The 24,893-nt window shown below is 43.4% G+C and carries 23 protein-coding genes, 1 tRNA gene, 1 rRNA gene and 2 riboswitches; of the genes, 8 read left to right on the plus strand and 17 right to left on the minus strand.

Annotated features, from left to right (window positions below):
- Positions 1–39: 39 nt before the first annotated feature.
- Positions 40–1,589: ribosomal RNA gene (locus NST56_RS16570) — 16S ribosomal RNA — on the minus strand.
- A gap of 408 nt (positions 1,590–1,997) precedes the next feature.
- Positions 1,998–2,099: riboswitch (TPP riboswitch) on the plus strand.
- Positions 2,100–2,198: 99 nt separating this feature from the next.
- Here NST56_RS16570 and thiT point away from each other — a divergent pair.
- Positions 2,199–2,777 (plus strand): energy-coupled thiamine transporter ThiT, encoded by a 579-nt coding sequence (gene thiT / locus NST56_RS16575; RefSeq protein WP_339177840.1) that lies wholly within the window; start codon positions 2,199–2,201, stop codon positions 2,775–2,777.
- A 40-nt stretch (positions 2,778–2,817) separates the two neighbouring features.
- Here the strand turns inward: thiT and NST56_RS16580 are convergent, their stop codons facing one another.
- The 3 genes from NST56_RS16580 to NST56_RS16590 are packed head-to-tail and all read right to left on the minus strand — an operon-like array spanning position 2,818 to position 5,441.
- Positions 2,818–3,342 (minus strand): GNAT family N-acetyltransferase, encoded by a 525-nt coding sequence (locus tag NST56_RS16580; protein WP_326196830.1) that lies wholly within the window; start codon positions 3,340–3,342, stop codon positions 2,818–2,820.
- 26 nt (positions 3,343–3,368) lie between these two features.
- The gene (gene floT, locus NST56_RS16585) at positions 3,369–4,898 is read right to left on the minus strand and encodes a flotillin lipid rafts scaffold protein FloT (protein ID WP_339177845.1); all 1,530 of its coding nucleotides are present in this window, start codon (positions 4,896–4,898) and stop codon (positions 3,369–3,371) included.
- An 18-nt stretch (positions 4,899–4,916) separates the two neighbouring features.
- Positions 4,917–5,441, minus strand: coding sequence for a hypothetical protein (locus NST56_RS16590; protein ID WP_339177848.1), 525 nt, complete (start codon positions 5,439–5,441; stop codon positions 4,917–4,919).
- Between the two features lie 167 nt (positions 5,442–5,608).
- Here NST56_RS16590 and NST56_RS16595 point away from each other — a divergent pair, with 167 nt between their 5' ends.
- Entirely contained in the window at positions 5,609–6,097 is a 489-nt protein-coding gene (locus NST56_RS16595) for a DinB family protein (protein ID WP_268448494.1), read from the plus strand.
- Positions 6,098–6,102: 5 nt separating this feature from the next.
- Here the strand turns inward: NST56_RS16595 and NST56_RS16600 are convergent, their stop codons facing one another.
- The 3 genes from NST56_RS16600 to betB form a co-directional block, all read right to left on the minus strand.
- Entirely contained in the window at positions 6,103–6,681 is a 579-nt protein-coding gene (locus NST56_RS16600; RefSeq protein WP_339177852.1) for an MOSC domain-containing protein, read from the minus strand.
- Between the two features lie 89 nt (positions 6,682–6,770).
- Entirely contained in the window at positions 6,771–7,979 is a 1,209-nt protein-coding gene (gbsB, locus tag NST56_RS16605) for a choline dehydrogenase (RefSeq protein ID WP_010331620.1), read from the minus strand.
- Positions 7,980–7,995: 16 nt separating this feature from the next.
- On the minus strand, positions 7,996–9,468 hold the full coding sequence (betB, locus tag NST56_RS16610; RefSeq protein WP_339177853.1) for a betaine-aldehyde dehydrogenase: 1,473 nt from the start codon (positions 9,466–9,468) through the stop codon (positions 7,996–7,998).
- Between the two features lie 200 nt (positions 9,469–9,668).
- Here betB and NST56_RS16615 point away from each other — a divergent pair, with 200 nt between their 5' ends.
- The 4 genes from NST56_RS16615 (at position 9,669) to NST56_RS16630 (ending at position 13,356) form a co-directional block, all read left to right on the plus strand.
- Complete coding sequence (locus NST56_RS16615) at positions 9,669–10,211, plus strand: GbsR/MarR family transcriptional regulator (RefSeq protein WP_339177855.1); 543 nt, start codon at positions 9,669–9,671, stop codon at positions 10,209–10,211.
- A 209-nt stretch (positions 10,212–10,420) separates the two neighbouring features.
- Positions 10,421–10,966 (plus strand): biofilm surface layer hydrophobin BslA, encoded by a 546-nt coding sequence (gene bslA, locus NST56_RS16620; RefSeq protein ID WP_010331624.1) that lies wholly within the window; start codon positions 10,421–10,423, stop codon positions 10,964–10,966.
- A 156-nt stretch (positions 10,967–11,122) separates the two neighbouring features.
- A riboswitch (cyclic di-AMP (ydaO/yuaA leader) is annotated at positions 11,123–11,272 on the plus strand.
- Positions 11,273–11,343: 71 nt separating this feature from the next.
- Positions 11,344–12,012 (plus strand): TrkA family potassium uptake protein, encoded by a 669-nt coding sequence (locus tag NST56_RS16625; protein ID WP_010331625.1) that lies wholly within the window; start codon positions 11,344–11,346, stop codon positions 12,010–12,012.
- 6 nt (positions 12,013–12,018) lie between these two features.
- Positions 12,019–13,356: a TrkH family potassium uptake protein gene (locus tag NST56_RS16630; protein WP_326331681.1), complete on the plus strand. Its 1,338-nt coding sequence runs from the start codon at positions 12,019–12,021 to the stop codon at positions 13,354–13,356.
- 36 nt (positions 13,357–13,392) lie between these two features.
- Here NST56_RS16630 and NST56_RS16635 read toward each other — a convergent pair whose 3' ends face one another.
- The 3 genes from NST56_RS16635 to NST56_RS16645 form a co-directional block, all read right to left on the minus strand.
- Positions 13,393–13,656, minus strand: a complete 264-nt coding sequence (locus NST56_RS16635) for a YiaA/YiaB family inner membrane protein (protein WP_010331626.1) — start codon at positions 13,654–13,656, stop codon at positions 13,393–13,395.
- Positions 13,657–13,763: 107 nt separating this feature from the next.
- Positions 13,764–14,612, minus strand: a complete 849-nt coding sequence (locus NST56_RS16640; protein ID WP_010331627.1) for a glucosaminidase domain-containing protein — start codon at positions 14,610–14,612, stop codon at positions 13,764–13,766.
- Between the two features lie 149 nt (positions 14,613–14,761).
- Positions 14,762–16,324, minus strand: a complete 1,563-nt coding sequence (locus NST56_RS16645; RefSeq protein ID WP_339177859.1) for an MFS transporter — start codon at positions 16,322–16,324, stop codon at positions 14,762–14,764.
- A gap of 519 nt (positions 16,325–16,843) precedes the next feature.
- Between NST56_RS16645 and NST56_RS16650 the strand changes: the two genes are divergently transcribed.
- A complete protein-coding gene (locus NST56_RS16650; RefSeq protein ID WP_268471490.1) occupies positions 16,844–17,329 on the plus strand; it encodes a cysteine dioxygenase family protein in 486 nt (161 codons plus the stop codon).
- Positions 17,330–17,559: 230 nt separating this feature from the next.
- On the opposite strand, the gene NST56_RS16655 is transcribed toward NST56_RS16650, so the two are convergent.
- The 3 genes from NST56_RS16655 to NST56_RS16665 form a co-directional block, all read right to left on the minus strand.
- A tRNA-Ala gene (locus NST56_RS16655) sits at positions 17,560–17,632 on the minus strand.
- A gap of 107 nt (positions 17,633–17,739) precedes the next feature.
- Positions 17,740–18,570 (minus strand): undecaprenyl-diphosphate phosphatase, encoded by an 831-nt coding sequence (locus tag NST56_RS16660; protein WP_010331630.1) that lies wholly within the window; start codon positions 18,568–18,570, stop codon positions 17,740–17,742.
- Positions 18,571–18,661: 91 nt separating this feature from the next.
- On the minus strand, positions 18,662–19,828 hold the full coding sequence (locus tag NST56_RS16665) for an AI-2E family transporter (protein WP_339177863.1): 1,167 nt from the start codon (positions 19,826–19,828) through the stop codon (positions 18,662–18,664).
- 181 nt (positions 19,829–20,009) lie between these two features.
- Here NST56_RS16665 and NST56_RS16670 point away from each other — a divergent pair, with 181 nt between their 5' ends.
- Positions 20,010–20,996 carry a Gfo/Idh/MocA family oxidoreductase gene (locus NST56_RS16670; RefSeq protein ID WP_268448483.1) on the plus strand — a complete coding sequence of 329 codons (987 nt, stop codon included), beginning with the start codon at positions 20,010–20,012 and terminating at the stop codon, positions 20,994–20,996.
- 38 nt (positions 20,997–21,034) lie between these two features.
- Here NST56_RS16670 and rhaA read toward each other — a convergent pair whose 3' ends face one another.
- From rhaA to NST56_RS16690, 4 genes are read right to left on the minus strand one after another with little or no spacing between them, the layout of a single operon-like run.
- On the minus strand, positions 21,035–22,309 hold the full coding sequence (gene rhaA / locus NST56_RS16675; RefSeq protein ID WP_339177868.1) for an L-rhamnose isomerase: 1,275 nt from the start codon (positions 22,307–22,309) through the stop codon (positions 21,035–21,037).
- A gap of 15 nt (positions 22,310–22,324) precedes the next feature.
- Complete coding sequence (gene rhaM, locus NST56_RS16680) at positions 22,325–22,639, minus strand: L-rhamnose mutarotase (RefSeq protein WP_010331634.1); 315 nt, start codon at positions 22,637–22,639, stop codon at positions 22,325–22,327.
- A gap of 14 nt (positions 22,640–22,653) precedes the next feature.
- Positions 22,654–24,111, minus strand: coding sequence for a rhamnulokinase (gene rhaB, locus NST56_RS16685; protein WP_339177872.1), 1,458 nt, complete (start codon positions 24,109–24,111; stop codon positions 22,654–22,656).
- On the minus strand, positions 24,108–24,893 hold the full coding sequence (locus NST56_RS16690) for a DeoR/GlpR family DNA-binding transcription regulator (protein ID WP_339177875.1): 786 nt from the start codon (positions 24,891–24,893) through the stop codon (positions 24,108–24,110). The genes rhaB and NST56_RS16690 overlap by 4 nt, the downstream gene beginning before the upstream one ends.

Consider the following 24,893-nt stretch of genomic DNA (forward strand, 5'->3'; position numbering starts at 1 on the left):
TATAAGACCCAAGGTCTTATATTCCGTAAATATCCTTAGAAAGGAGGTGATCCAGCCGCACCTTCCGATACGGCTACCTTGTTACGACTTCACCCCAATCATCTGTCCCACCTTCGGCGGCTGGCTCCATAAAGGTTACCTCACCGACTTCGGGTGTTACAAACTCTCGTGGTGTGACGGGCGGTGTGTACAAGGCCCGGGAACGTATTCACCGCGGCATGCTGATCCGCGATTACTAGCGATTCCAGCTTCACGCAGTCGAGTTGCAGACTGCGATCCGAACTGAGAACAGATTTGTGGGATTGGCTTAACCTCGCGGTTTTGCTGCCCTTTGTTCTGTCCATTGTAGCACGTGTGTAGCCCAGGTCATAAGGGGCATGATGATTTGACGTCATCCCCACCTTCCTCCGGTTTGTCACCGGCAGTCACCTTAGAGTGCCCAACTGAATGCTGGCAACTAAGATCAAGGGTTGCGCTCGTTGCGGGACTTAACCCAACATCTCACGACACGAGCTGACGACAACCATGCACCACCTGTCACTCTGCCCCCGAAGGGGACGTCCTATCTCTAGGATTGTCAGAGGATGTCAAGACCTGGTAAGGTTCTTCGCGTTGCTTCGAATTAAACCACATGCTCCACCGCTTGTGCGGGCCCCCGTCAATTCCTTTGAGTTTCAGTCTTGCGACCGTACTCCCCAGGCGGAGTGCTTAATGCGTTAGCTGCAGCACTAAGGGGCGGAAACCCCCTAACACTTAGCACTCATCGTTTACGGCGTGGACTACCAGGGTATCTAATCCTGTTCGCTCCCCACGCTTTCGCTCCTCAGCGTCAGTTACAGACCAGAGAGTCGCCTTCGCCACTGGTGTTCCTCCACATCTCTACGCATTTCACCGCTACACGTGGAATTCCACTCTCCTCTTCTGCACTCAAGTTCCCCAGTTTCCAATGACCCTCCCCGGTTGAGCCGGGGGCTTTCACATCAGACTTAAGGAACCGCCTGCGAGCCCTTTACGCCCAATAATTCCGGACAACGCTTGCCACCTACGTATTACCGCGGCTGCTGGCACGTAGTTAGCCGTGGCTTTCTGGTTAGGTACCGTCAAGGTACCGCCCTATTCGAACGGTACTTGTTCTTCCCTAACAACAGAGCTTTACGATCCGAAAACCTTCATCACTCACGCGGCGTTGCTCCGTCAGACTTTCGTCCATTGCGGAAGATTCCCTACTGCTGCCTCCCGTAGGAGTCTGGGCCGTGTCTCAGTCCCAGTGTGGCCGATCACCCTCTCAGGTCGGCTACGCATCGTTGCCTTGGTGAGCCGTTACCTCACCAACTAGCTAATGCGCCGCGGGTCCATCTGTAAGTGGTAGCCGAAGCCACCTTTTATGTTTGAACCATGCGGTTCAAACAAGCATCCGGTATTAGCCCCGGTTTCCCGGAGTTATCCCAGTCTTACAGGCAGGTTACCCACGTGTTACTCACCCGTCCGCCGCTAACATCAGGGAGCAAGCTCCCATCTGTCCGCTCGACTTGCATGTATTAGGCACGCCGCCAGCGTTCGTCCTGAGCCAGGATCAAACTCTCCGATAAAGTAGTTTGACTGACTACGCACATCGCTGTGCGATTTATTTAAAACTTGAATTAACAGGTACGTTTTGTCTTGTTTAGTTTTCAAAGATCATCACCGCTCTCGATGAAGCAGCTTTACTAATATAACATTCAGCTCTCTGATTGTCAACAACTTTTTCCAAAGTGTTTTGAGGCTTCTTGTTTTGTCTGCTGTTCATCAGCGACGTTTAATAATATAACACCTATAATTATTTATTGCAATAGTTTTTTTAAAAAAATCTATAAAACAATAAAACTGTAATCTTTTTTAATTCTATCTAACTTGTAATGCTTTTTAAAACATATATCTATTAATGAATATTTGCCACAGGCAATATCATCTTGTTGTTTTAACCTTTTTCTTGTATAGTAGAAACGAACTAAATATCCGATAACCACAAGGGGAGCATAAAAGCTGAGAGTGAGCGGTTCCGTTCTGACCCTTTGAACCTGTTAGTTAACGCTGGCGTAGGGATGTGGCAAAGTCAAATGAATTGCAGATTGTAAAGCAGTGCGTGGAACTTTCCTATCCTTCCGCGTGCTGCTTTTTTGTTGTCCTTTTGGATTGTCTATCAATGGAAGGGGATTTTTATGGCTCAACCAAGACAACTGGTTCGTCTTATTGAAATTGCAATCATGACTGCTGCTGCTGTCATTTTAGACATCGTTTCCGGAATGTTCCTCCGTATGCCTCAAGGAGGGTCGGTATCCATCATGATGATTCCGATTTTTTTGATTTCTTTTCGCTGGGGAGTTAAAGCAGGTCTTACCACCGGTCTATTGACAGGTCTTGTTCAAATTGCGATTGGAAATCTATTTCTTCAGCACCCTGTTCAGCTATTGCTTGATTACATTGCAGCGTTCGCCGCTGTTGGAATAAGCGGCTTTTTCGCTTCCGCTGTCCGCAAATCAGCTTTATCAAAAGCAAAAGGAGAATTGATTGTATCAGTGATTGGCGCAGTTTTTATCGGCAGTTTTCTGCGTTATGCTGCACATGTGATTTCAGGGGCGGTATTTTTCGGCAGCTTTGCACCAAAAGGAACGCCGGTATGGATTTACTCATTAACTTATAATGCTACTTATATGATTCCATCATTCATCATCTGTGCGATTGTCCTTTGTTTATTGTTCATGACAGCTCCGCGCTTGCTGAAAACTGAAAAAGCTTAATCTAACAACCCCCAGCGGCCATTCCGCTGGGGGTTGTTTTCTATCTTCTGTTAAGCAGATTTTTTAATGAAGCAAGATCCGGCCAACCGAATCCTATTTCTTTCAAGCTTTCTCCTGCGATTTCAAAACTATCCTCGGCTGCTCTTTCAGGTGAAAACGACTGATAAAATGTAATCGAAGGATTCTCTTCTACGACCCAAACAAACATGCTCGTAAAGCCATGATCAAGCAAAAAATCTGCTCCCTTTGTCAAAAGTGCTCTGCCTGCACCTTGCCGCTGTTTTTCTTCTAAAAGGTAAATGGCATATAACTCACCGTCATAGCCTTTCTGCTCTGTACGAATAGGACCAAAAGATGCAAAGCCGAATACTGAACCTTTATCATCTTCTGCCACAAAAACCCCCTTTAATGAACGGGTTTTCCATTTGGCTTCAAAATCGTTGTAGTTTAAACCATTTAAGTATTCAGCCGAGACAATGCCGCTGTATGTTGTCATCCAGCTGTCAACGTGCACTTTTGCGATGGCCTTTATATCATCTATTCGTGCTTCTCTTATAGTCACCATTCATTCTCTATTCCTTTCCGCAATGGTTATTCAGATTTTTGAACAGGTTTTGTTTCTTTTAATTCATTTGTCAGTTCGTTGATGCTCTGTTTGATGTTGCCTTTTCCTGAAAAGTTCTCAATCATTTCCTTTACGTCGATTCCCGAAGACGCTTTTAAGCTTTCTTGTAAGCTGGACATTAAGTTTGTCGCATAGCTTGTGACTTTGTTGGCGCCGCTTGAATCACCGCTGCCTCCTGTATCAACGACGGTGATCTTATCAATATTTGAAAGCGGTGCTGATACCTGTTTCGCGTATTCCGGAAGCATTTTGACAATCATATCGAAAATTGCAGCCTGACCGTACTGCTCAAAGGCAGCGGCAATTTTTTCTTTCGCTTCCGCTTCAGCAAGACCTTTTAAGCGAATAACCTCGGCCTCTGTCTCACCTTTTGCTTTTTCCGCTTCTGCTTTTGCAAGACCGTCAATTCTGACCCTTTCAGCTTCAGCCTTCGCCATCGCTTCTATGCTGTATTTCTTGGCATCGGCTTGGGCTAGCTGTTTGGCTTTTTCAGCAGCGGCAGATTGCTCAACTGAATAGCGGTCTGCATCGGCTTTTTTCTTTACTTCAGAATCATACTGGCGTTCACGGCGAAGTATTTCTTTTTCTTCTAATTCAATTTGTTTTTGCCGCTCTATAATCTTGACCTGCATTTCCTGCTCTGTGACCTGCTGGCGTGCTTTAGCTGTTTCCAAATCGTATGCCTGGTCAGCGTTGGCTTTTGCTGTATCTTGATCTCGCCGGTATTCAGCCATTTTAAGCTGATTGATTTTTTCAGCTTCCGCAATTTCCGTCGCTCGTTCAAGCTCTGATTTTTTGGCTTCTTTATCGGCTTCCGCCCGCTTAATTCTTGTTTCTTTATCAGCCTCTGCGGTTGCAATGTCAGCATCACGTTTTACCTGCGCAATTCTAGGTTTACCTAGTGATTCAAGATAGCCGTTTTTATCACGGACATCTTTAATGGTAAAGGAGACAATCACAAGGCCCATCTTAGCGAGATCCTGTGAAGCGACACGCTGCACTTCTTGGGAGAATTTTTCGCGGTTTTTATAAATTTCTTCTACTGTCATAGACCCGAGAATGGAGCGAAGGTGGCCCTCCAGTACTTCACGCGCCTCCTGCTCTCGGTCTTCTTTTGACTTTCCTAAAAATTGTTCGGCTGCTGTGGCGATTTCTCCGATCGATCCGCCGATTTTAATAATTGCCGTTCCGTCCGCCATTACAGGCACACCTTGCTCTGTATAAACTTCAGGAGTCGATACATCGAGTTTGCTTGATAACAGACTTAACGGCTCAGCCTGCTGAAAAACCGGAAGAACAAAGGTTCCTCCTCCGCGAACAATCTTCAGGCGGTTGCCTCCCTCATCAACATGAACATTTTTATTTCCAAGATAGCTTCCTGTAACAATTAACGCTTCATCAGGCCCTGCCGTACGATATTTTGTAATAAATACCGCTACAAGTGCAATGAGTAAAAAGAATACAACTCCGATGACGATGATAATCGGCATTGTCATATGACATTCCTCCTTGTTTTATAAAGGTTCATGCGGAGTGACTGAAAGAACTCCGTTTTTGACATCCACAACTAAGACGACTGTTCCGTAACTGATCTGTTCATTTTCAAAGCTGATCGCCGATTTTGAGATCGTACCGCCTATCCCTTCAATCAGCACTTCTCCAAATCCATCAACCGGTACAGCGGTTATGACTTTTCCGAGTCTTCCTCTAAGATCATCTTCCCGATAAGTCAATGATTCTTCTGCCGATGATAAAGGGACAAGCACAAATAAATGGAGCATTATCACCAGCAGCACTGAAAGAAGACAGGATAATAGAGCAATAATCATACTGGAGAGGGGGATAACTGTTTCGCCTATATATCCAGATGCGGAGAAAAATGTGAAAAATGAGAGCACCAATGTCGGGTTTAAAAATGGAATACCTTCTAACAGCCCTTCAAACACATCTCCGAAAAATAAAAATAGCAGCGTAAGGATTCCGGCTATGATAAGGGTGTAAAGGTAAATCGTTTGGACAGGAACACCGTATAACTCCAATTTTCTCATCCTTTCTAAGCTGCTACTTTAACCGACGGCCGTCGTTACCTTTTATACGAGACACACAAGGAAAGGTTTCAAAATGTTTCGATAAATGCTCCCGACACAGTGCTTTATACATGATAAATGCCCTTATATATGGTAATGTTTTTTCAGGAGGAGATATGATGAGTATCTTTAATGAAGCCAGATTAGAAACATGGAATGAAGTCAAAGGACTTTCCGATGAAAAGCTGAATCAAAAGCCTTCTTCTGATGAATGGAGTATACGGGAAGTTCTTGATCATTTGAAGAAAATTGATATGACCGCCCAAAACATGCTGAAAGAACGAGTAAAGGAAGCGCCTATTAAGGAAATTGGGGAAAAACCGCTTACGGCTGCACAGGATAGAAGCAATAAACGGAAAGCGCCCGCCCATCTTGAACCAGATCATGATTTTATTTCAGGCAGCCAAATGAAACGGGAGCTTGATGTTGTAAGGGAGCAGTTAACAGCTGTTATTGCATCTCTTAAAGAAGAAGATTTCGAAAGAGTATTGCCGCATCCCTTGTTTCAAGAGCTGACCGTCAGACAATGGATCGATTTTATCGGCCATCATGAAAAACGCCACCTTAGCCAGATTAAAGAAATTAAAGAGAAAATAGAAAGAGTCTGATTTAATCAGACTCTTTCTGCTTTTTGTTTAATGTTCCGATGATAGGAATGAACGATTATTTCGTCACCTGCATACACGGCACCGGGTCTCTCGACAATACATACAATACCTCTTATCCCCAACGCATGGCGGACAAAAGCCGGTGCAAGCTTTGGCTTGTCCGGATAATAAGACTGGATGACTTCACCCGGCTGGATACACGGATCATTTTCTCCCTCACACAGTAAAGCGGCGCCGCTTGGAAATATAAGCCGGCTTCCTTCTTTTAATGTTGTGAAATCAGGTATACCGCTGATTGCAACATTTGCACCGAGCCATTCTGGAAAAATACTCGGGACGCCCATTTTCAAAGCAATTTCGTCACATTCTTCTGTTGAAACAATTGAGATTTGCCTGCGATTAAAAATCTCTGTTCCTCTTGAAAACATCGGCTCTCGGGCCCCAGCTTTTTTTGTCAGGCCGAAATGCAAGTCACCGGGAATGCCGCCATAATCAAAATCGAGCTTGTCCATTTGTTTTGTTACAAAGCTTTCTGTATCTGCAACATATAAGCCTTCCGTTTTTGCAGTCATGCGTTTCCACATAAGCTTGCACCGTCCTTTGTCTTTAGGATTGTCACTTATGTTCAATTATCCAAAAAAATCCCGCTCTGTAAAGGAGCGGGATTATCGCATTATACAGTTTTTGGCGTAAGATTAAAGCAGCGTTTGTAGATCCAGTTATATGCTTTCTCATTTAAATCTCTAGGATTTCCGAAGGTTTGCGGATCTTTCATTGCTTCTTTTGACAAGCGCTCGATCATGTCAGGTGATACCCCTTGTTCTTCTAAAGTCGGTACTTCTAACTCTTTCACAAGATCGTACATCCAGTTGACAGATGCTTTTGCAGCTTCTTCTGTTGTCATCTGGCTTGTATCAATACCGAACGCTTTTGCGATGCGGGCAAATTTCTCCGGATAGCCCTTCCAGTTGTATTCCATAACAGGGCCCATCATTGCCGCCACACATTGTCCGTGAGCGACCGGGATAATACCGCCGAGTGTTTGGCTCATGGCGTGGGCAGCACCCGCTGATTCACTGCCGTAAGAAAGACCGGCAAGCATAGCAGCCTGTGCCATTCCATATCTAGCTTCGAGATCTTCTCCGTCAGCAAATGCTCTCTTAATGTAGTGAGCGGCATATTCAATCGCCATCAAAGCCACTGCGTCTGTAATCGGCTGCGCAAATTTCATTGTGTAGCACTCAATGGCGTGAGCAAGAGCATCAATCCCCGTCATTGCTGTTACGTGCGGCGGCATTGAGACGTGAAGCTCTGGATCAATCACAGTCAAATGCGCGGCAATCAGCGGACCGCCTGTGTTAAATTTGAATTCTCTTTCTTCATCTGTAATAACCGCCCATTGCGTTACCTCTGAGCCTGTTCCAGCGGTTGTCGGAATTGTCGTTAGCGGAGGAATGCGGTTTTCCAGCGGTTTCTTTCCTTCAGCTGCTTCATAATCAAGTACGCTTCCCTCGTGAGTCGCTTCTACTCCAATGGCCTTCGCTGTGTCCATGGAGCTTCCTCCTCCGACTGCCACCAAGCCGTTGCAGTTCTCTTTTTTGTAAAGCTCGGAACCTTCATTTACAAGCCGTACAGGAGGGTTTGGCTCAACTTTATTAAAGAGCACCACTTCAATGCCTGCCTCTTTTAATGACTCGATCACAGGATCTACAACGCCCGCTTTATAAATTCCCGGGTCTGTAACAAGCAATGCTTTTGAAACCCCCAGTCCAGCTACTTCTTTTCCTGCGTGATTGATGGCGCCAATTCCGTGCTTAATCACAGTCGGAATTTCAAATGTGTGAAATTTATGCATGCTTTCTACTTTCATATTTAATGTCATAATCAATCTCCCCCTCTTATGAATTGAACCAATTAACCGCTGTCGGTTTTGTGTTGCGATATACATGTTTGACTTCTGTATACTCTTCAAGCCCTATTTTTCCAAGTTCCCGTCCGAATCCGGATTGCTTATAGCCGCCCCATGGCGCCTGTGCAAAGTACGGATGGAAATCATTAATCCAAACCGTCCCCATTCTTAAACGGGCTGCTACACGTTCGCACTTTTCAATATCTTTCGACCATACAGCTCCGGCCAATCCGTAAATCGTATCATTCGCCAGTGAGATTACTTCTTCTTCAGAACTGAATGTCTCGACTGTTAATACTGGCCCGAATACTTCTTCCTGAACAATTCTCATGTCAGATGTACAGTTTGAGAAAATGGTAGGTTCATAGAAAAAACCATTTTGAAGTGCAGGATCTTCCGGACGTTTGCCGCCAGTCTCCAGTTTTGCACCTTCTTGCAGTCCGATCTCTACATATTTTTCAACCTTTGCTCTGTGCTCCGCGGAAATGAGCGGACCGCTCTCTGTCTCTTCGTGAAAACCGTTTCCGAGTTTAATGCGTTTCGCCCGTTTGACAAGCTCTGCTAAAAATTGATCATGAATATCTTCTTCTACAAGCAATCGGGACCCGGCGGAGCATACTTGGCCGGCGTGGAAAAATACAGCGTTTAGCGCCTGATCAACCGCGACTTCCAGGTCTGCGTCTTTGAAAACGATATTTGGATTTTTCCCTCCAAGCTCAAGCGCGATTTTTTTGACGTTGCCGCTTGCCGCCCGCATGATTTTTTTGCCTGTTTCAATTCCGCCTGTAAACGAAATTAAGTCAACGTCTTTGTTTACAGCAAGCTCATCACCCACTGTGGCGCCCGGTCCCAACACAAGGTTTGCGACACCTTTCGGAACTCCGGCTTCCTCCATCAGCTTAAAGACTTTCATTGTCGTCAGCGGTGTGATCTCACTCGGCTTCATGACAATTGTATTGCCTGCAGCTAAAGACGGTGCGATTTTCCAGCTTGCTTGCAGAAGCGGATAATTCCACGGCGTGATTTGTCCGCATACGCCAATTGGCTCCCTGATGATTTTGCTTTCTGAATCAGGGATTGGAGATGAGATGATCTCTCCTCCATCTTTATCTGCCAGACCAGCATAATACTGAAAAACATTGGCGATATCGTCCATATCGGCTTTGCTTTCCTCAAGTGTTTTTCCCGTATCAAGGGATTCGAGCTCGGCCAGCTCGTCTAGATCGCGTCTGATTAATTCCGCAATTTTCAGAACTATTTTTCCGCGTTCAAGCCCTGAAAGAGAAGGCCACTCTCCTGCGTCAAAAGCTTTTCGTGCAGCAGCAATTGCTTTAACGGCATCCTCACGTCCGCCCTCGCTAACTGTAGCAATTTCTTCTTGATTAAATGGATTAATAATACTGCGGACCTGCCCTTTTTCGGCACTGATCCATTCACCGTCAATGTATAATGTTTGACTCATCTAAGTCCTCCTTGACGAAAATAAAGTTTGTTAAATAAAAATTTAATGTTTTTAACAACCTTAATCTAACATATGGTTTTTAAACTGTCAAAGCCCTAATTGTGATTTTTCGTTTTGACTTTTCTCTAGGTTTCGTTAAGATAAAGAACATAAAGAAATGACTTAACAAATTTAATTTTCTAAAGGAAAAGAGGGTCAGTATGGATGAAAATCCAGAATTTGCAGCTATAGAACAGGCACGGGATCTCGTTATTGACTCCATTGCTGAAACAATGGATCTTTACGGAATTACCCGAAGTGTCGGGATATTATATGGAACGATGTACATGCGGGACGAGATGACGCTTGACGAAATGCGGGAGGAGCTGCAAATGAGCAAGCCCAGTATGAGTACAGGTGTCAAAAAGCTGCAGGATTTAAATGTCGTGAAAAAGACATTTCACCGAGGCATCCGCAAGCACACATTTGTAGCCGAAAAAGATTTCTTTAAATTTTTCACAAATTTCTTTCCGCCAAAATGGGAACGGGAAGTTCAGGTGAATGTATCAGCAATTGAAGAGGCTCAGGCTGATTTACAAGAGGTATTGCAAAAGGAAACGCTCAGTGAGGAAATGAAGAATGAAGCGCAGCGTTTATACGAACAGCTGGAAAGTTCTAAAGCCTACTACGATTGGCTGAAACGTCTTGCTGAATCAGTGCAGAGCGGAGAGATTTTTAAATTTATACCAGTTGAAACAAAATAATTAAGAAACGTCTGGAAAACCGGACGTTTTTTTGTTTTTTCACTTTAATTACTACAAATTTTAAAAATACGGGAAAAACACCCCATTTACTTCCATTTTATTTGATGGTAATTTTATGTAGGTAAAATTTGTATTTGGCCTTTTAAGAGGAGGTGGAAAAGCAGAGGCAGGCCTTTAATCTTTATCACTTATTAGGGGGAATTTTTGTTATGAAACGCAAGTTATTATCTTCTTTAGCTATCAGTGTATTAAGTCTCGGTTTACTCGTTTCTGCACCTTCAGCTTCATTTGCAGCTGAATCTAAGTCATCTTCTGCTCATACTGAGTCTACGATGAGAACTCAATCATCAGCTTCATTGTTTGCAACAATTACAGGAACGAGCAAAACAGAATGGTCTTTCTCTGATATTGAATTGACATACCGTCCAAACACGCTTCTCAGCCTTGGCGTAATGGAATTTACATTGCCAAGCGGATTTACAGCAAATACAAAAGATACGATGAACGGAAATGCATTGCGCGAAACACAAATCCTCAATAACGGTAAAACAGTAAGAGTACCTCTGGCTCTTGATTTATTAGGCGCTGGTGAATTTAAGTTAAAACTGAATAACAAAACACTTCCTGCCGCTGGTACATATACTTTCCGTGCAGAAAACAAATCACTGAGCATCGGAAATAAATTTTACGCGGAAGCCAGCATCGATGTGGCTAAGCGCAGCACACCTCCGACTCAGCCATGCGGCTGTAAGTAATCCCAGAGGGCCGGCTTTGTGCCGGTCTTTTTTACGTTTATTGACTTCTTTCTCCCGCTTTTCCCTCTATTTCCAGCTATCTTTTCACTTGTTTTAAATTTAAATTGACAAACACTAGAAACAGGAGTAAATTCTTGAGTGTTCAATTTCATAAAGTCTCTTTTACCGCTTAATCAAAAACGAACGGGGAAACCAATGATTGGCTGTTTCACAAAACGGCCTTGGGGTGAATCTTACGTAGTAAGAAGGGGTACTCTGAATCCCTAATCCGACAGCTAACCTCGTAGGCGTATACAGAGAGGAGGTCTATTGTGACCATTCTTTGTAATGGTCTTTTTTACTTCAAAACGCTAATTTTATTAAGGGAGTCTTGAACATTGGGAAGAATAAAAAACAAGCAATTTGCCGTAATCGGGCTTGGACGGTTCGGGGGAAGCATTTGCAAAGAGCTTCACAGAATGGGCCATGAGGTCCTTGCCATTGATATTAATGAAGAAAAGGTCAATGCCTTCGCTTCCTACGCAACCCATGCGGTCATTGCCAATGCCACTGAAGAAAACGAATTGCTTTCACTGGGAATTCGTAATTTCGAATATGTCGTTGTTGCTATTGGGGCGAATATTCAAGCGAGCACACTGACCACTTTGCTATTGAAAGAGCTTCACATTCCAAATATTTGGGTGAAGGCTCAAAATTATTATCACCATAAGGTGCTGGAAAAAATCGGCGCCGACCGCATTATTCATCCGGAAAAGGATATGGGCGTTAAAATCGCACAAAGTCTCTCTGATGAAAATGTCTTGAATTATATCGACTTATCCGATGATTACAGTATTGTTGAGCTGCTGGCAACACGAAAACTGAATTCCAAATCCATTCATGATCTGAATGTTAGAGCGAAATACGGATGTACCATCCTGGCAATTAAACATAATGGAGATGTTCGCCTTTCTCCTGCACCGGAAGAGATGATTTACGAACAAGACTGCCTGGTGATGATGGGTCATAAAAAGGATATTAAACGCTTCGAAAACGAAGGGATGTAGACAAAGGTGAGACTTCATAAGGAAACTGTAATCAAGTGGGTTCGTTTTTCTCCCCCGCAAGTGCTTGCGATTGGTTTTTTTCTTACTATTATTATCGGCTCTCTTTTGTTAAAGCTCCCGATTTCTACTGCGAAGCCGTTGTCATGGATAGATGCTCTTTTTACAGCGGCTTCTGCCACTACTGTTACCGGGCTTGCAGTTGTTGACACTGGGACAGAATTTAAGGTGTTCGGGCAAACTGTCATCATGGGTCTGATTCAAGTCGGCGGGCTTGGCTTTATGACATTTGCTGTTCTGATCGTCATGATTTTAGGAAAAAAAATCGGATTGAAAGAACGAATGCTGGTCCGGGAGGCCTTAAACCAGCCGACAATCGGCGGCGTGATAGGCCTTGTCAAAGTCCTGTTTCTGTTTTCAATCAGTATCGAATTGATCGCCGCACTGATCTTATCCATCCGGCTTGTGCCCCAGTATGGCTGGGCGTCGGGATTGTTTGCCAGTCTGTTTCACGCGATATCCGCTTTTAACAATGCCGGTTTTTCTTTGTGGCCGGATAATTTAATGAGCTACGTTGGTGATCCTACAGTCAACCTTGTCATTACTTTCTTATTTATCACAGGGGGAATCGGGTTTACGGTGCTTTTTGACATCCTGAAAAATCGGCGTTTCAAAGCCTTTTCATTACATACGAAACTGATGCTTGCGGGAACGTTCATTTTAAATATTGCTGCTACGCTGATCATCTTTATTTTAGAGTACAACAACCCCGGCACGCTTGGTTCCTTGCATTTACCAGATAAACTGTGGGCTTCGTATTTTCAGGCAGTGACGCCGAGAACCGCGGGCTTCAACTCTGTGGACTTTGGCAGCATGAGAGAAGGCACCATTGTATTTGTCCTGTTGTTGATGTTTATTGGAGCAGGAAGCGCCTCAACGGCGAGCGGTATTAAGCTGACTACTTTCATTGTGATTTTAATGTCTGTCATCGCCTATTTAAGAGGGCAGAAAGAAACAGTTATTTTCCGCCGGACCATAAAATATCCGATCATCATTAAGGCCTTAGCAGTCAGTGTTATCAGCTTGTTCATCGTCTTTATAGGAATTTTTGTCCTGACCATTACAGAACAAGCGCCGTTTATCCAGATTGTTTTTGAAACCTTTTCCGCCTTCGGAACGGTCGGACTGACAATGGGGCTGACTCCCGAACTGACAACAGCGGGGAAATGCATCATTATTGCGATTATGTTCATCGGAAGAATCGGTCCGTTGACGTTTGTTTTTTCATTTGCGAAAACAGAAAAATCAAATATTCGTTACCCTGACGGCGAGGTGTTTACTGGGTGATGTTAAAAAAATCCGGCATATTACATGCCGGATTTTTTATGATTCAATATGAGATTGATTTTGTCTTTTTTCCTGCTCCGCGATGATATCATTATCTTCCGCGTTATCACGCGTCACTTTTTGTGTAAGGATCGCGCCGACCGCAACAAGGATCATCACTGCAATGTAGTAGCCTTTTTCATTGAGTTCGAGATTATCAGCGTTATAGAGTCCAATACAAAACAAAAATACTCCCGCAAAAAAAGTGAAATAAGCTAATACAGTAAAGGCAACCGTGTTTCTCCGTCTATATTTCTGCACCTTTGTTCCCTCCTGAAGCATAGTTATTAAGTGATAACTTCCGTGGAATATTATACCTCAAATTCCCCTGAATGGAACAAAAAAATAAAAATACCAGGAAAAACGGCTCAGGTTGCTTCCTTTATTTCAACAGCTGAGTCATCAATCCAGCCGACCAGTTTATTATTGACTTGGAATTGGTACCATACGGACTGGCCTTTCTGTTTTTTAGATACAACCTTTATATCTTTACCAACGTAAGATTGCGCAGAGGTCAGCTTAATGGATTGTTCATCAGTAGAAGGCTTAGACCATACATCTTGAACGGCGCTGTCTTTGATGGCCCCTTTTAAATCCACAGCTTTCAGAGATGGATTCACCTCATCGTATTTATCTAAATCATACTTTTCCACAATGGCACTGATTTTGCCAGCATAGTCCGGGTCTGTGGCATAACCTGATGTTTGAAGAGCGCCTGCCGCTTCTTTATAATCCTCAGCCTCAAGCACCGGTTTATACTTCTTTTTATTCCACGATGTGCCTTGGACAAATAATTTGGCGTGATCATCCATTGATTCAAAAAACGTGCTGTATTTGCGGAATTTCGCGCGGATTGTTTTTCTTTCCCCTTTTTCAAATTCATCTGTTTCCATGGTGACGTGATGTCCTTTATAATTTCCTTTTACACCAAACAGGTTGTTGGCTTTAGAGGCAAGCTCGCTGTTTCCCCAGTCAGATTCGAGTATGGCCTGAGCAATCGTAATGCTGGGAAGAACATGATATTTTTCATATAAAATTTGAGCATGTCCGGAAAGGCTGTCAATAAATACTTGCTGTTCATCAATTTCTTCCGGTTCTTTGGCTGTTTCAATTGGCTTTGAGAGAGTTGTCGCTAAAACAAACAAGGCTAGCGGAATCGATACAACGAAAAATAGAGAGATCAAGAGTCTACGTTTTTTCAGTTTTTTTCGGGCCATGAAAACCTTCCTTCGATTTAAAAGATTACGAGTGTAAAGTATCTACCTTTAAGAATTTTACTTGTACTTCTAATATTTTTCAATTCTTTAGGGATAAAGTTTGAGAGAGAATACACAAAAAGCCTTCCCCATCAAGGGAAAGGCAGTGATCAAGTATCTATTTTTGTAAGACCGTGCTGTTTAAAATGTCTGAGCGCATCACGATATTCTTGATCATGTATGACTTTATGAGATTTTACCGCAGCCTTTGTCAATCCATGTGAGGAAACAGCCGGTTTTTCCGGAGCTGGTTTTCCTTTATCATGAGGCTTATGAGCCAGCTTGTGTCCCATCCCTGTGGCATTCATACAAAACGATAAACAAACGAGCAGCACGCTCAGGATAAAAGAAATCAAAAAGAGATCATGATAGGCAGTCATCATCGCATCCTGCATTGATCCATTTTGTCTGGCAGCATCCTTTTTCGTGAAATAGCCGATCAGGATAGGCACACCCATATAGATAAACAATCTTAAAAACTGAACAGCTGTCATTCTTTTGACCAGATCAGGAAGCGGGCCGCCCATTGCGGCTCCCATTAGTCCTGCTGCGACCGTCAGACCGGTTCCTGCTGCCAGCATAATGAACAGCGCCGCAAACACATAGAGAGATGATTGATACTGCATATGAAGCCATTGAACATTCACAAAAACGAGAATGAGAGAACCTATAATCCCCAGTATCCCTGGTCCGACTTTATCATATAACAGAGCACTCGCAATAGCCGCGATGGCCACTCCGATCAATAGAGTCATGTTTAAAAGAATGAGATGATCTCGGGAAATATCATACATTTGACGAAGCAAGCCTTGAAAAGCTGCCAGGCTGACAGCTACCGTAATCGTTCCTGCCGCTATGATAAATAAACCGAGCACAGGTTTAGGCAGCAGCATCTGTTTAATAGAGATGAAAGGGTTTTTCACCTTATATTCTACAATGAACAGAATGATGAGCAAACATAAAGCAACCCCAAAACCAGCCCGTACATAACCTGATGAAAAGCCCCATTTTTGCAGAATAATAAATGTAAACGCTGAGGTTGCGGCCACACATACAGATAAAATGATTCCTGCTCTGTCGAGTGATGACTGTTCCTTTTCTACTACCCCATGATGCTCATCATAGAGAAAGAAATAACTCACTGCGATGCCGATCAAAGACAGTGTGCCAAAGGTAAAAAACAGCCATCTCCAGTGGCCGTAGCTCAACGCGATCGTTCCTAGAATCGAACCGATAATAACAGAGCCATAGAACCCGCCGATAAGTACCAGTAATGCGTAATTCCGGCGTTCAATCGGAAATGACAGAACAAGCATCGGAATCATAATCATCAGCATGACACCTGTAGCCGCTCCCTGTAAAAAGCGTCCTGCCGCCATCCATGCAATATCGCTTGAAAATGCGAAGAGCAGAGAGCCAAGTATAAAAACGGGTAATGAAGCCAGATAGATCGGACGGGCGCCGAATTTTTTCCTTAGCAGCGGCCCTGCCGGAACTAATAAAGCGAAGGCCATATTGCCGATCAATATTGGATTTACTGATGTGAAGTCACTTGTTCCAACCGTCTTCTGAACAAGGCCTTGAACTGACGACAATGCCGTGTTAGACATCAATCCCGGCCCGACCGCTAAAACAGCGAGCAAAGAAATCACCCAATAGTGTTTTGTCTTCATGTTGTCATTCCTTCCTGTATGAATACATAAGAACACTTCTTTTTTTGAATACAAAAGAAGCTAATAGATTTTGGAATGCCATTAGCTTTTATTCTGGTTCTCTCCCAATCACGGGAAATGATATGATTTTATGATAATATGTGAAAAAATGAGCATATACTCAAACATTATTCCAAATCGATTGTGTTTTGTCAATGGCGCATATTTCAAGCACAAAACAAAAGCCAGAACACCTTTTGCACGGTATCGTGACTTATGAGTCCCTGCTTGCTCCCTCAAGCGATTCAAAGTAAAAGCTCACCAGAAAATCCTTCCAGTCTTCGTCTTAGGTCATGACAGCACCTTTCAATTCACTGTTTTTATCAAAATTCCAACTAATAAACTCGAATAAGATGGACCGCACAATTTTTTTGTTCACTAGGCGTTTGCCGACTCTAAATTGCATATAGGTAAATACCATGAACTAATCTGCGAAATACCAATGCTAGTCAATTCTAAATGATCCGGGAGGGAAAACGAATGGAACTGTATGAGTGTATCGAAGAAATGTTTAGCGGCTTGAAAAATCCGTCGGTTAAAGATTTGGCAGCTTCTTTAAAACAAATTCCAAACGCGTCAGAATTAAGTCAACGATATATAAAGGAGCCAGACCAGTACGCTTACGGCCGAAATGCCATTTATAGAAACAATGAATTAGAAATGATCTTGATTCACATTCCCCCAAACAAGGAGACAGCAGTCCACGATCATGGCCAATCCATTGGTTGTGCAATGGTGTTAGAGGGAAAACTTCTCAATTCTATTTATCGCTCAACCGGCGATCATGCCGAACTCTCCAATTCATATTTTGTCCACAAAGGAGAATGTCTTATTTCAACGAAAGGGTTAATTCACAAAATGTCCAATCCTACTTCCGAACGGATGGTGTCTCTTCATGTGTACTCACCCCCTTTGGAAGACATGACGGTCTTTAAAGAACAAAGTGGTGTATTGGAAAATTCATGATTTACAGGTGAACTGCTTTACTTGATTAGTTGTTATCAGTCATTTTTCAAAACAAACCCAGGAGCCTAACGAAGGAAATACCTGACTTTATCGTTAGAGATGTATACGCCCCTTATATACTAAAAATGAAATGCTTCTGGGGATATTTGAATTTGGATCACAGAAGAGTTCAGAATGAAACCTTTCCATTAAAAACAAAAAAACCCTTATAGAATAAGGGTTTACAGGTATGGAGCCAAGGGGGCTCGAACCCCTGACCTCTACGCTGCCAGCGTAGCGCTCTCCCAGCTGAGCTATGGCCCCGTATGTAACGTCATGTTTATTATAGATGATTTTTTTTTGAAAAACAAGCTGTTCCTTTCTAATTAACAGAAAAAAATAAGGCCCTTTCCAGAGCCTTATTTTTCGTTTCACATCATAAACAAAAGCAAAATGACGCCGAGAATGATTCGGTAGATTGCAAACGGAACAAGTTTGATTTTGTTAATCAGTCTTAGGAAGAAACGGACCACAAACAGCGCGACAACAAAGGCACAGATAAAGCCGACGATAAAAAATGGCATCAAATCTGAGCTTAAGCTGTCCCAATGCTTCACTAGGCTTAAGGTGCTGGCTCCCATCATAATCGGCATTGCCATAATAAATGTGAAATCGGCTGCCGCACGGTGATTCAATCCGAGAATAACGCCGCCGGAAATGGTTGAACCGGAGCGTGAGAAACCCGGCCAAAGGGCAAGACATTGGAATAAACCGACACCGATTGCCTGCTTATATGAAATACGGTCTAGGGTGTCTGTCGTTTCTTTCCGTTTATTAATCCAATCGGCCGCAAGCATTAAAACTGCCCCGGCAATGAGGCCGATGGCCACGGTGCGGACTGAAAATAAATATTCATCAATATAATCCTCAAACAAAAAGCCGAGAACCGCGGCCGGCACAAGCCCTACTGCGATTTGGGCAATGCTTAATTTGTGACCATGCTCTTGGTCACTCGTGATATTTTTTTTCAAGCCAAGCAAATTTAAAATCCTGTCTTTAAACACGATGGCAACCGCTAAAATAGAGCCAAGCTGAATGACAACTTTAAATGAGTTGGCAGCTTCCTCAGACATGAGACTGCCTGATTTAAGCCAGATATCGTCCACTATAATCATATGTCCTGTCGAAGAAACCGGCGCGTACTCTGTTAACCCTTCTACGATTCCTAAAATGGCAGCTACAAACAATTCCCATAGAGTCATGATTTTAATTCTCCCCATTAGACATTTATTTTTTACATAACGGGAGCCTTCCATAAATGGAAAGCCCGTCTTATATAACTATAAATGAAATTTATGCTTTATGACTCTTTGCACTTTCATTTTTTTCTTCATCGTATAGATGCGACTGCATTTTAAACCAGTCAAATAAATGTGTCGTAATGACTTTGGTAACCGCATAACCCGGAATGGCAAGAATAATTCCGATAACACCAAACAGCTTGCCTGCAGTTAACAGCAGAAAAATAATGGTGATTGGGTGGATATGAAGGTTTTTCCCCATAATTTGCGGGGAGATCAGTTTCCCTTCAATAAGCTGAACAATCGTCCAGACGATCACGAGCTTGAGCAGCATCAGAGGCGATGTCACAATAGCGATAATAATTGCAGGTGTAATGGCGATTGTCGGTCCTAAATACGGCACGATGCTTGTACAAGCCGCAATAACGGCAAGTAATGAAGCGTAATCCAGTCCGATGATCAAATAGCCGATAAACAGCAAAAATCCAATGCAGAAGCTGACAATGACCTGTCCTCTGATATAAGAACTTAGCCGATGATTCATTTCGCTTAATACCGTGTATGTTTGTTCTTTTAATTGTGTCGGTACAAACTTCAGTATGTAGATCGGCAATTTCTTTCCGTCCTTTAACAGATAGAAAAGAATAAATGGAACTGTCACGATCGAAATGATAATCTCAGTTAGGGCACCGATAAAATTCCCAACGCCGGTAAAGGTGCTGTTTACAATCGTCGCTGCCTGATCTGACACCTTTGTCGCGAGATCAGATATATTAATGTTCATCGTTTGCTGCGCCTGATTCACAAAGTTACTTCCGATCAGCTCTTTTGTCTGATTCTCAACAACATCCACATATCTAGGGATGTTGTCAATCAAGCTCATAATTTGTTCTTTTAAAAAGGGGATGATGGATACAATCGTAATCGTGATCAGCCCGATAATCAACAGATATAACAGCACAATGGAATAGACTCTTCTGATTCTTCTTCTCTCAAGGAAATCAACGACAGGGTTTAACAGATAGAAAACAATGCCTGTTAAAATAATCGGAAGCGATATCGTTTTGAGCAGAACAATGATCGGGGTGAAAATAAATGATGTTTTTGTAAATACGAGAATATTTAAACCAATCAGCAGCAGCACAAGCAGAAATAGAACAAACTTGTTGTCCAAGAAAAAACGCTTGAATCTGCCGCTCCATGTTTGCAACGTCTCCACTATCGTTCCTCCGTCATACATAGTTTAAGTAAATTGTACACTATCGTACCTATAATGAAAAATAAAAACCGCTAATTGCTGGAAAAACTTCCTTATCTAAAAAAATATGATGTAATCTATCATGTGGGTTACTCCTTTTTAAGCTATAATTTAGCTATATCATACAAAAGGAGCGATATGCGTGATACGATTTGCAATAGTAGGAACCAACTGGATTACAGACCGCTTTCTAGAAGCAGCTTCAGAAATTGAAGATTTTCATCTTACAGCCGTTTATTCAAGAACGCCTGAGCGCGCTGCTGAGTTTGCTGCTCGGCATGGGGCTGCACATGCCTTCTCAGATCTTCAGAAAATGGCGGCAAGCGATGACTTTGATGCTGTATATCTCGCCAGCCCGAATGCTCTTCACAAGGAGCAGGCGATCCTCTTTATGAATCATGGCAAACATGTGCTATGCGAGAAACCGCTTGCTTCAAATGCCAGAGAAACAGAAGAGATGATTTCAGCCGCTAAAGCGAATGGAGTTGTCCTCATGGAAGCAATGAAGACCACATTCCTGCCTAATTTTAAAGAGCTGAAAAAACACTTCCATAAAATCGGCTCAATCCGCAGATTTACCGCAAGCTACTGTCAGTACTCTTCAAGATATGATGCGTATAGAAACGGAACTGTTTTGAACGCGTTTCAGCCTGAGCTGTCTAACGGCTCATTGATGGATATCGGCATCTATTGTATTTACCCTGCCGTTGTGCTGTTTGGAGAGCCGAAAGCCGTGAAAGCGAACGGCTACACTTTATCTTCCGGCGTTGATGGAGAAGGCACCGTCATTCTCTCATATGACGGGTTTGAGGCCGTACTGATGCATTCTAAAATCTCAACTTCCTACGCGCCTGCTGAAATCCAAGGAGAGGACGGGACAATTGTGTTGGATACGATCCATCGTCCTGAACGAGTGGAAATTCGCTATCGCGACGGCCGTCTGGAAAACATTTCGCTCTCTGATCCTAAACCGGCAATGTTTTACGAAGCGGCTGAATTTGTTTCACTCGTGAAAGAGAAGAAGCAGGAATCTGAAGAAAATACATATGAACGCTCCTTGATCACTGCGAAAATCATGGAAGAAGCAAGAAAACAAATGGGGATTGTCTACCCTGCTGATCAAGCCTAAAAAAACGCCCGCGGCATGTTGCACGCGGGCGTTTTTTTTTAAATAATCGGTGAGGATGCCTGCCTTTTGAAAAGCACGTTTTGTTCATATTCTTTGATATCATTGAGCCAAGCCTCTTTTACCGGCACTCCCATTTGCTCACAGTAATAATCCCAGATGGCACCGAAAGGATAGGTTTTAAATTCCTCCATCAGCGCCAGCCTTTCTGTAAAGCGCCCCTCTTCTTGCAATTGTTTTAAATGGTTATTCGGGAGAAGCAAAGCGTACATTAAAGCTTTTATCATATTTCTCGTTCCAATAGTCCAGGCGGCGACACGGTTAATGCTGGCATCGAAAAAGTCCAGACCGATGGCGACTTTCTCTAATGCCTGATTACGGACGATTTCAAGGGCGATTTCTCTCAATTCATCGTCTAACATCACGACATGGTCACTGTCCCAGCGAACGGGGCGGGATACGTGCAAGGCGAGTTTGTCTGTGTAAAGCAGCATCGCCGAGATCTTGTTTGATACCGTTTCTGTCGGGTGAAAATGTCCTGTATCGAGCAAGCATAACTTATGGTTCGTTAAAGCATAGGCCAAATAAAACTCATGAGACCCGACGACATATGACTCTGATCCAAGTCCGAACAGCTTGCTCTCGACCGAATCGACATTGTAGTCTTCACTGATTTCCTCTTGGAATATCCGATCCAATGATTCCTTTAATCTTTTGCGCGGCGTCAGCCTGTCACTCGGAATATCCTTATAGCCGTCCGGAATCCAAATATTCGTCAAGCAAGGCGTGCCTAATTCTTTGCCGAAATACGCTCCGATGCGGCGGCACGCGATGCAGTGATGAATCCAAAACTCCCGGATGGAGGGATCAGGGTGTGCGAGTGTAAGCCCGTCATCCGCTTTCTCATGTGAAAACAGTGTCGGATTGAAATCTAATCCGATACCAAGACCCTTCGCCCACTTCACCCAATTTTCAAAGTGATGCGGCTTTAGCTGATCACGTTCTACAACTTCTCCGTTTGTTTCTGCGTATATTGCGTGCAGATTGACCCGATGATTTCCAGGAATGAGAGATAGAGCTTTCTCCAGATCTCTTCTTAGTTCTTCCGGGGTTTGCGCTTTTCCGGGATAATTGCCTGTCACGTCAATTCCGCCGGAAAGCTTACCCTTATTAACTTCAAACCCTTCAATGTCGTCACCTTGCCAGCAGTGGATTGAGATCGGAACTTGCTGCAATTGCCTGAACACAGCTTTAACATCAATTCCCCATTTTTCATATTCTAGTTTTGCGCTGTCATAATTCGCTTTTATCGTCATACGGCTCTCTCCCTTTTATTCGAAATAAAAGACTTCCTTCAGATCGATTGAAACGGGACTGTCATCGGCATTTGTTTTCATTAATGGCGCCATTGACTTCCACCATCTGCGGCACACCTCTGTGTCCGCCATGTTCCTCCACCTTTCCTCATCCTCTATCTCTAAATAAGCAAATAATCGGCCTGTCTCTTCGTCTAAAAAAATAGAATAGTGATGTGCCCCATGGGCTTTAAGCGCGTCTGCCATTTCTGGCCAAATGTCATCATGCCGCTGTTTGTATTCCTTGAATTTATCTTTATGGACGAACATGATACTCGCTTTTCTTTTCAAGCAGATCACCTCTTTTATTTAGATAACGCTTTCAAAACAGTTTGATGATAGGACTGAATGATGGCGCTTCTGTCAGTATCTTTAGGCAAAAACATTTTAATGGGAAAGGAGTTTCTGACGGTCTCGCGGGCCTGGTTTACATCCTTTATTTCTTTGGCGGCAATCATTTGCATCAGCAGATTTCCGATGGCTGTCGCCTCAGCAGGTCCGGCGTATACCGCTTTTCCGCTCATATCAGCGGTTAATTGATTTAAGAAGTCGTTTTGGGCGCCTCCTCCGACAAGATGAAGCTGTTGAATGTTTTTCCCTGTAATGGTTTCTAGTTCTGAGATGGCTATCGCATAGATGATGGCTAAATTGCTGTAGATACAGCAGGCAAGTTCGCCTGCTGTATGAGGAATCTGTTGGAAGGTTTCTCTGCAATAATGTTGTATTTCCATTATCATGTCGTTCGGATTCAGAAAACGATCATCATTTAAGTTGATAAACTGCTGAAACGGTTTTGTTTTTCCGGCTTCTTCTGCCAGTTGCTGAAAATTGTAATCTTCTCGTAATTGTTTCCGGACTTCTTGTATCATCCACATGCCAATGATGTTTTTCAGGAAACGAATGGTGTTGTTTGCGCCGCGTTCATTTGTATAATTGTTTTTCAATGCGAGTTCATTTATAATCGGTGTTTCGTTCTCCATTCCGATTAGCGACCATGTTCCGCTGCTGATATACGCCCAATCATTGTTTATACCTGGTGCGGCGAGGACAGCTGAAGCAGTATCATGCGTTGCGACGGTAATCACCCTGCAAGCCGGCAGATCATAGGCTGGAAACCATTCATTTCTTAGCATGCCGAGCTCCTGTCCCGGTTCAGTCAGCGGCGGAAATTGCTGTGTCTTAACAGACACGGCTTTGAGCAATTCGGGATCAAACTTTCCTGTTGAGGGGTTTAAGAGCTGTGTCGTGGACACATTTGTGATTTCTGCTGCTGCTTTGCCGGTTAAGCAATAGCCTAAATAATCCGGCACCATTAAAATCTGCGCTGTTTTTCTCAGCAGCTCTTGGTCTTCTTCATATAATTGATAGATCGTGTTAAAAGGCAGAAATTGAATGCCTGTTTTTTGATAGATTGTTTCTTTTGATACCGTTTGCGTAAGCTTTTCCATTGTGTTCTCTGTTCTTTTATCCCGGTATGATATGACTTCTCGTAAGCGGCTGCCTTTCTCATCCAGCAAGACGTAATCAACGGCCCATGTATCAATGCCGACGGTGCAGCAGTCATAGCCAAGGGCTTTCACCTTTTGCAGCCCTTGCAGGATTTGCTCTAACAAGTGATCAATATCCCAATAGCAATGTCCTTCTCTTTGCATGAAGCCGTTTGCGAATCGGTGAATCTCTTGTACCGCAAGCTTTCCTTCCTGGAGTTCGCCTATGATGACTCTCCCGCTTGATGCCCCTATATCAACAGCAGCATATATCATCCTTTCACCCTTTCTTTAGGAAGGGGGACGGCTGTCACTTTCACATTCTTTTCTTCAAGGGCTTTTACTGATACCGGATCAAGTCCAGAATCAGTAATGATGCAGCTGACATCTTGCAAAGAGGCGATATGTGAAAACTCGCGGTTCCCCCATTTGCTTGAATCGGCCATCAGAATGGTCTGGTCAGACCTTTCAATCATCCGTATTTTGAGCAGTGCTTGCCACTCATTTGAGTCGCTCATTCCATGTTCCATATCAACCCCTTGGCAGGACAGAAAGGTTTTATTTACATGATAGGTTTCAAGTGAACGCTCAGCTAACGGTCCCGCAAATGATAATGACTTTGTCAGCAAGATACCGCCGGTTGAAATAACTGATATCTTCTGTTTTTTGCTCAGTTCAATGGCTGCCTTCATTGAGTTTGTAATGACGGTGAGCTCAATATCAGGGAGTATTTTCGCCATGTACCACGCAGTGGTGCTTGCATCGAGAATGATTCGGTCACCGCTTTTTACATATCTGGCCGCTTCATGAGCAATGGCTTTTTTCTCTATTACATTTGTAATTTCACGTTCAGAAAAATGAATTTCTGACTCCTGCTGCTGAATGCTGACCGCACCTCCGTGGCTGCGGCTCAGCTTATGCTCTTTCTCAAGCTTCTCAAGATCACGCCGAATCGTTTCTTCTGTGACAGAAAATATGTCACTCAGTTCGGATACGCGGATGCTTAAACGCTTATTCACTAGTTCGACTATTTTTTTCTGCCGTTCTGCTACTAACAT

Source organism: Bacillus sp. FSL R5-0560 (assembly GCF_037966305.1).
Classification (GTDB): domain Bacteria; phylum Bacillota; class Bacilli; order Bacillales; family Bacillaceae; genus Bacillus; species Bacillus mojavensis.

Bases quoted from the DNA above. Each gene is read 5' to 3' on its own strand.
- rhaA (WP_339177868.1), bottom strand. From the start codon at position 22,309: ATGACGATAAAAGCGAATTATGACAGCGCAAAACTAGAATATGAAAAA.
- NST56_RS16640 (WP_010331627.1), bottom strand. From the start codon at position 14,612: ATGGCCCGAAAAAAACTGAAAAAACGTAGACTCTTGATCTCTCTATTT.
- rhaB (WP_339177872.1), bottom strand. From the start codon at position 24,111: ATGATATATGCTGCTGTTGATATAGGGGCATCAAGCGGGAGAGTCATC.
- NST56_RS16650 (WP_268471490.1), top strand. From the start codon at position 16,844: ATGGAACTGTATGAGTGTATCGAAGAAATGTTTAGCGGCTTGAAAAAT.
- floT (WP_339177845.1), bottom strand. From the start codon at position 4,898: ATGACAATGCCGATTATCATCGTCATCGGAGTTGTATTCTTTTTACTC.
- NST56_RS16600 (WP_339177852.1), bottom strand. From the start codon at position 6,681: ATGTGGAAACGCATGACTGCAAAAACGGAAGGCTTATATGTTGCAGAT.
- thiT (WP_339177840.1), top strand. From the start codon at position 2,199: ATGGCTCAACCAAGACAACTGGTTCGTCTTATTGAAATTGCAATCATG.
- NST56_RS16645 (WP_339177859.1), bottom strand. From the start codon at position 16,324: ATGAAGACAAAACACTATTGGGTGATTTCTTTGCTCGCTGTTTTAGCG.
- NST56_RS16595 (WP_268448494.1), top strand. From the start codon at position 5,609: ATGAGTATCTTTAATGAAGCCAGATTAGAAACATGGAATGAAGTCAAA.
- betB (WP_339177853.1), bottom strand. From the start codon at position 9,468: ATGAGTCAAACATTATACATTGACGGTGAATGGATCAGTGCCGAAAAA.
- NST56_RS16660 (WP_010331630.1), bottom strand. From the start codon at position 18,570: ATGACTCTATGGGAATTGTTTGTAGCTGCCATTTTAGGAATCGTAGAA.
- gbsB (WP_010331620.1), bottom strand. From the start codon at position 7,979: ATGACATTAAATATGAAAGTAGAAAGCATGCATAAATTTCACACATTT.
- NST56_RS16580 (WP_326196830.1), bottom strand. From the start codon at position 3,342: ATGGTGACTATAAGAGAAGCACGAATAGATGATATAAAGGCCATCGCA.
- bslA (WP_010331624.1), top strand. From the start codon at position 10,421: ATGAAACGCAAGTTATTATCTTCTTTAGCTATCAGTGTATTAAGTCTC.
- NST56_RS16615 (WP_339177855.1), top strand. From the start codon at position 9,669: ATGGATGAAAATCCAGAATTTGCAGCTATAGAACAGGCACGGGATCTC.
- NST56_RS16690 (WP_339177875.1), bottom strand. From the start codon at position 24,893: ATGTTAGTAGCAGAACGGCAGAAAAAAATAGTCGAACTAGTGAATAAG.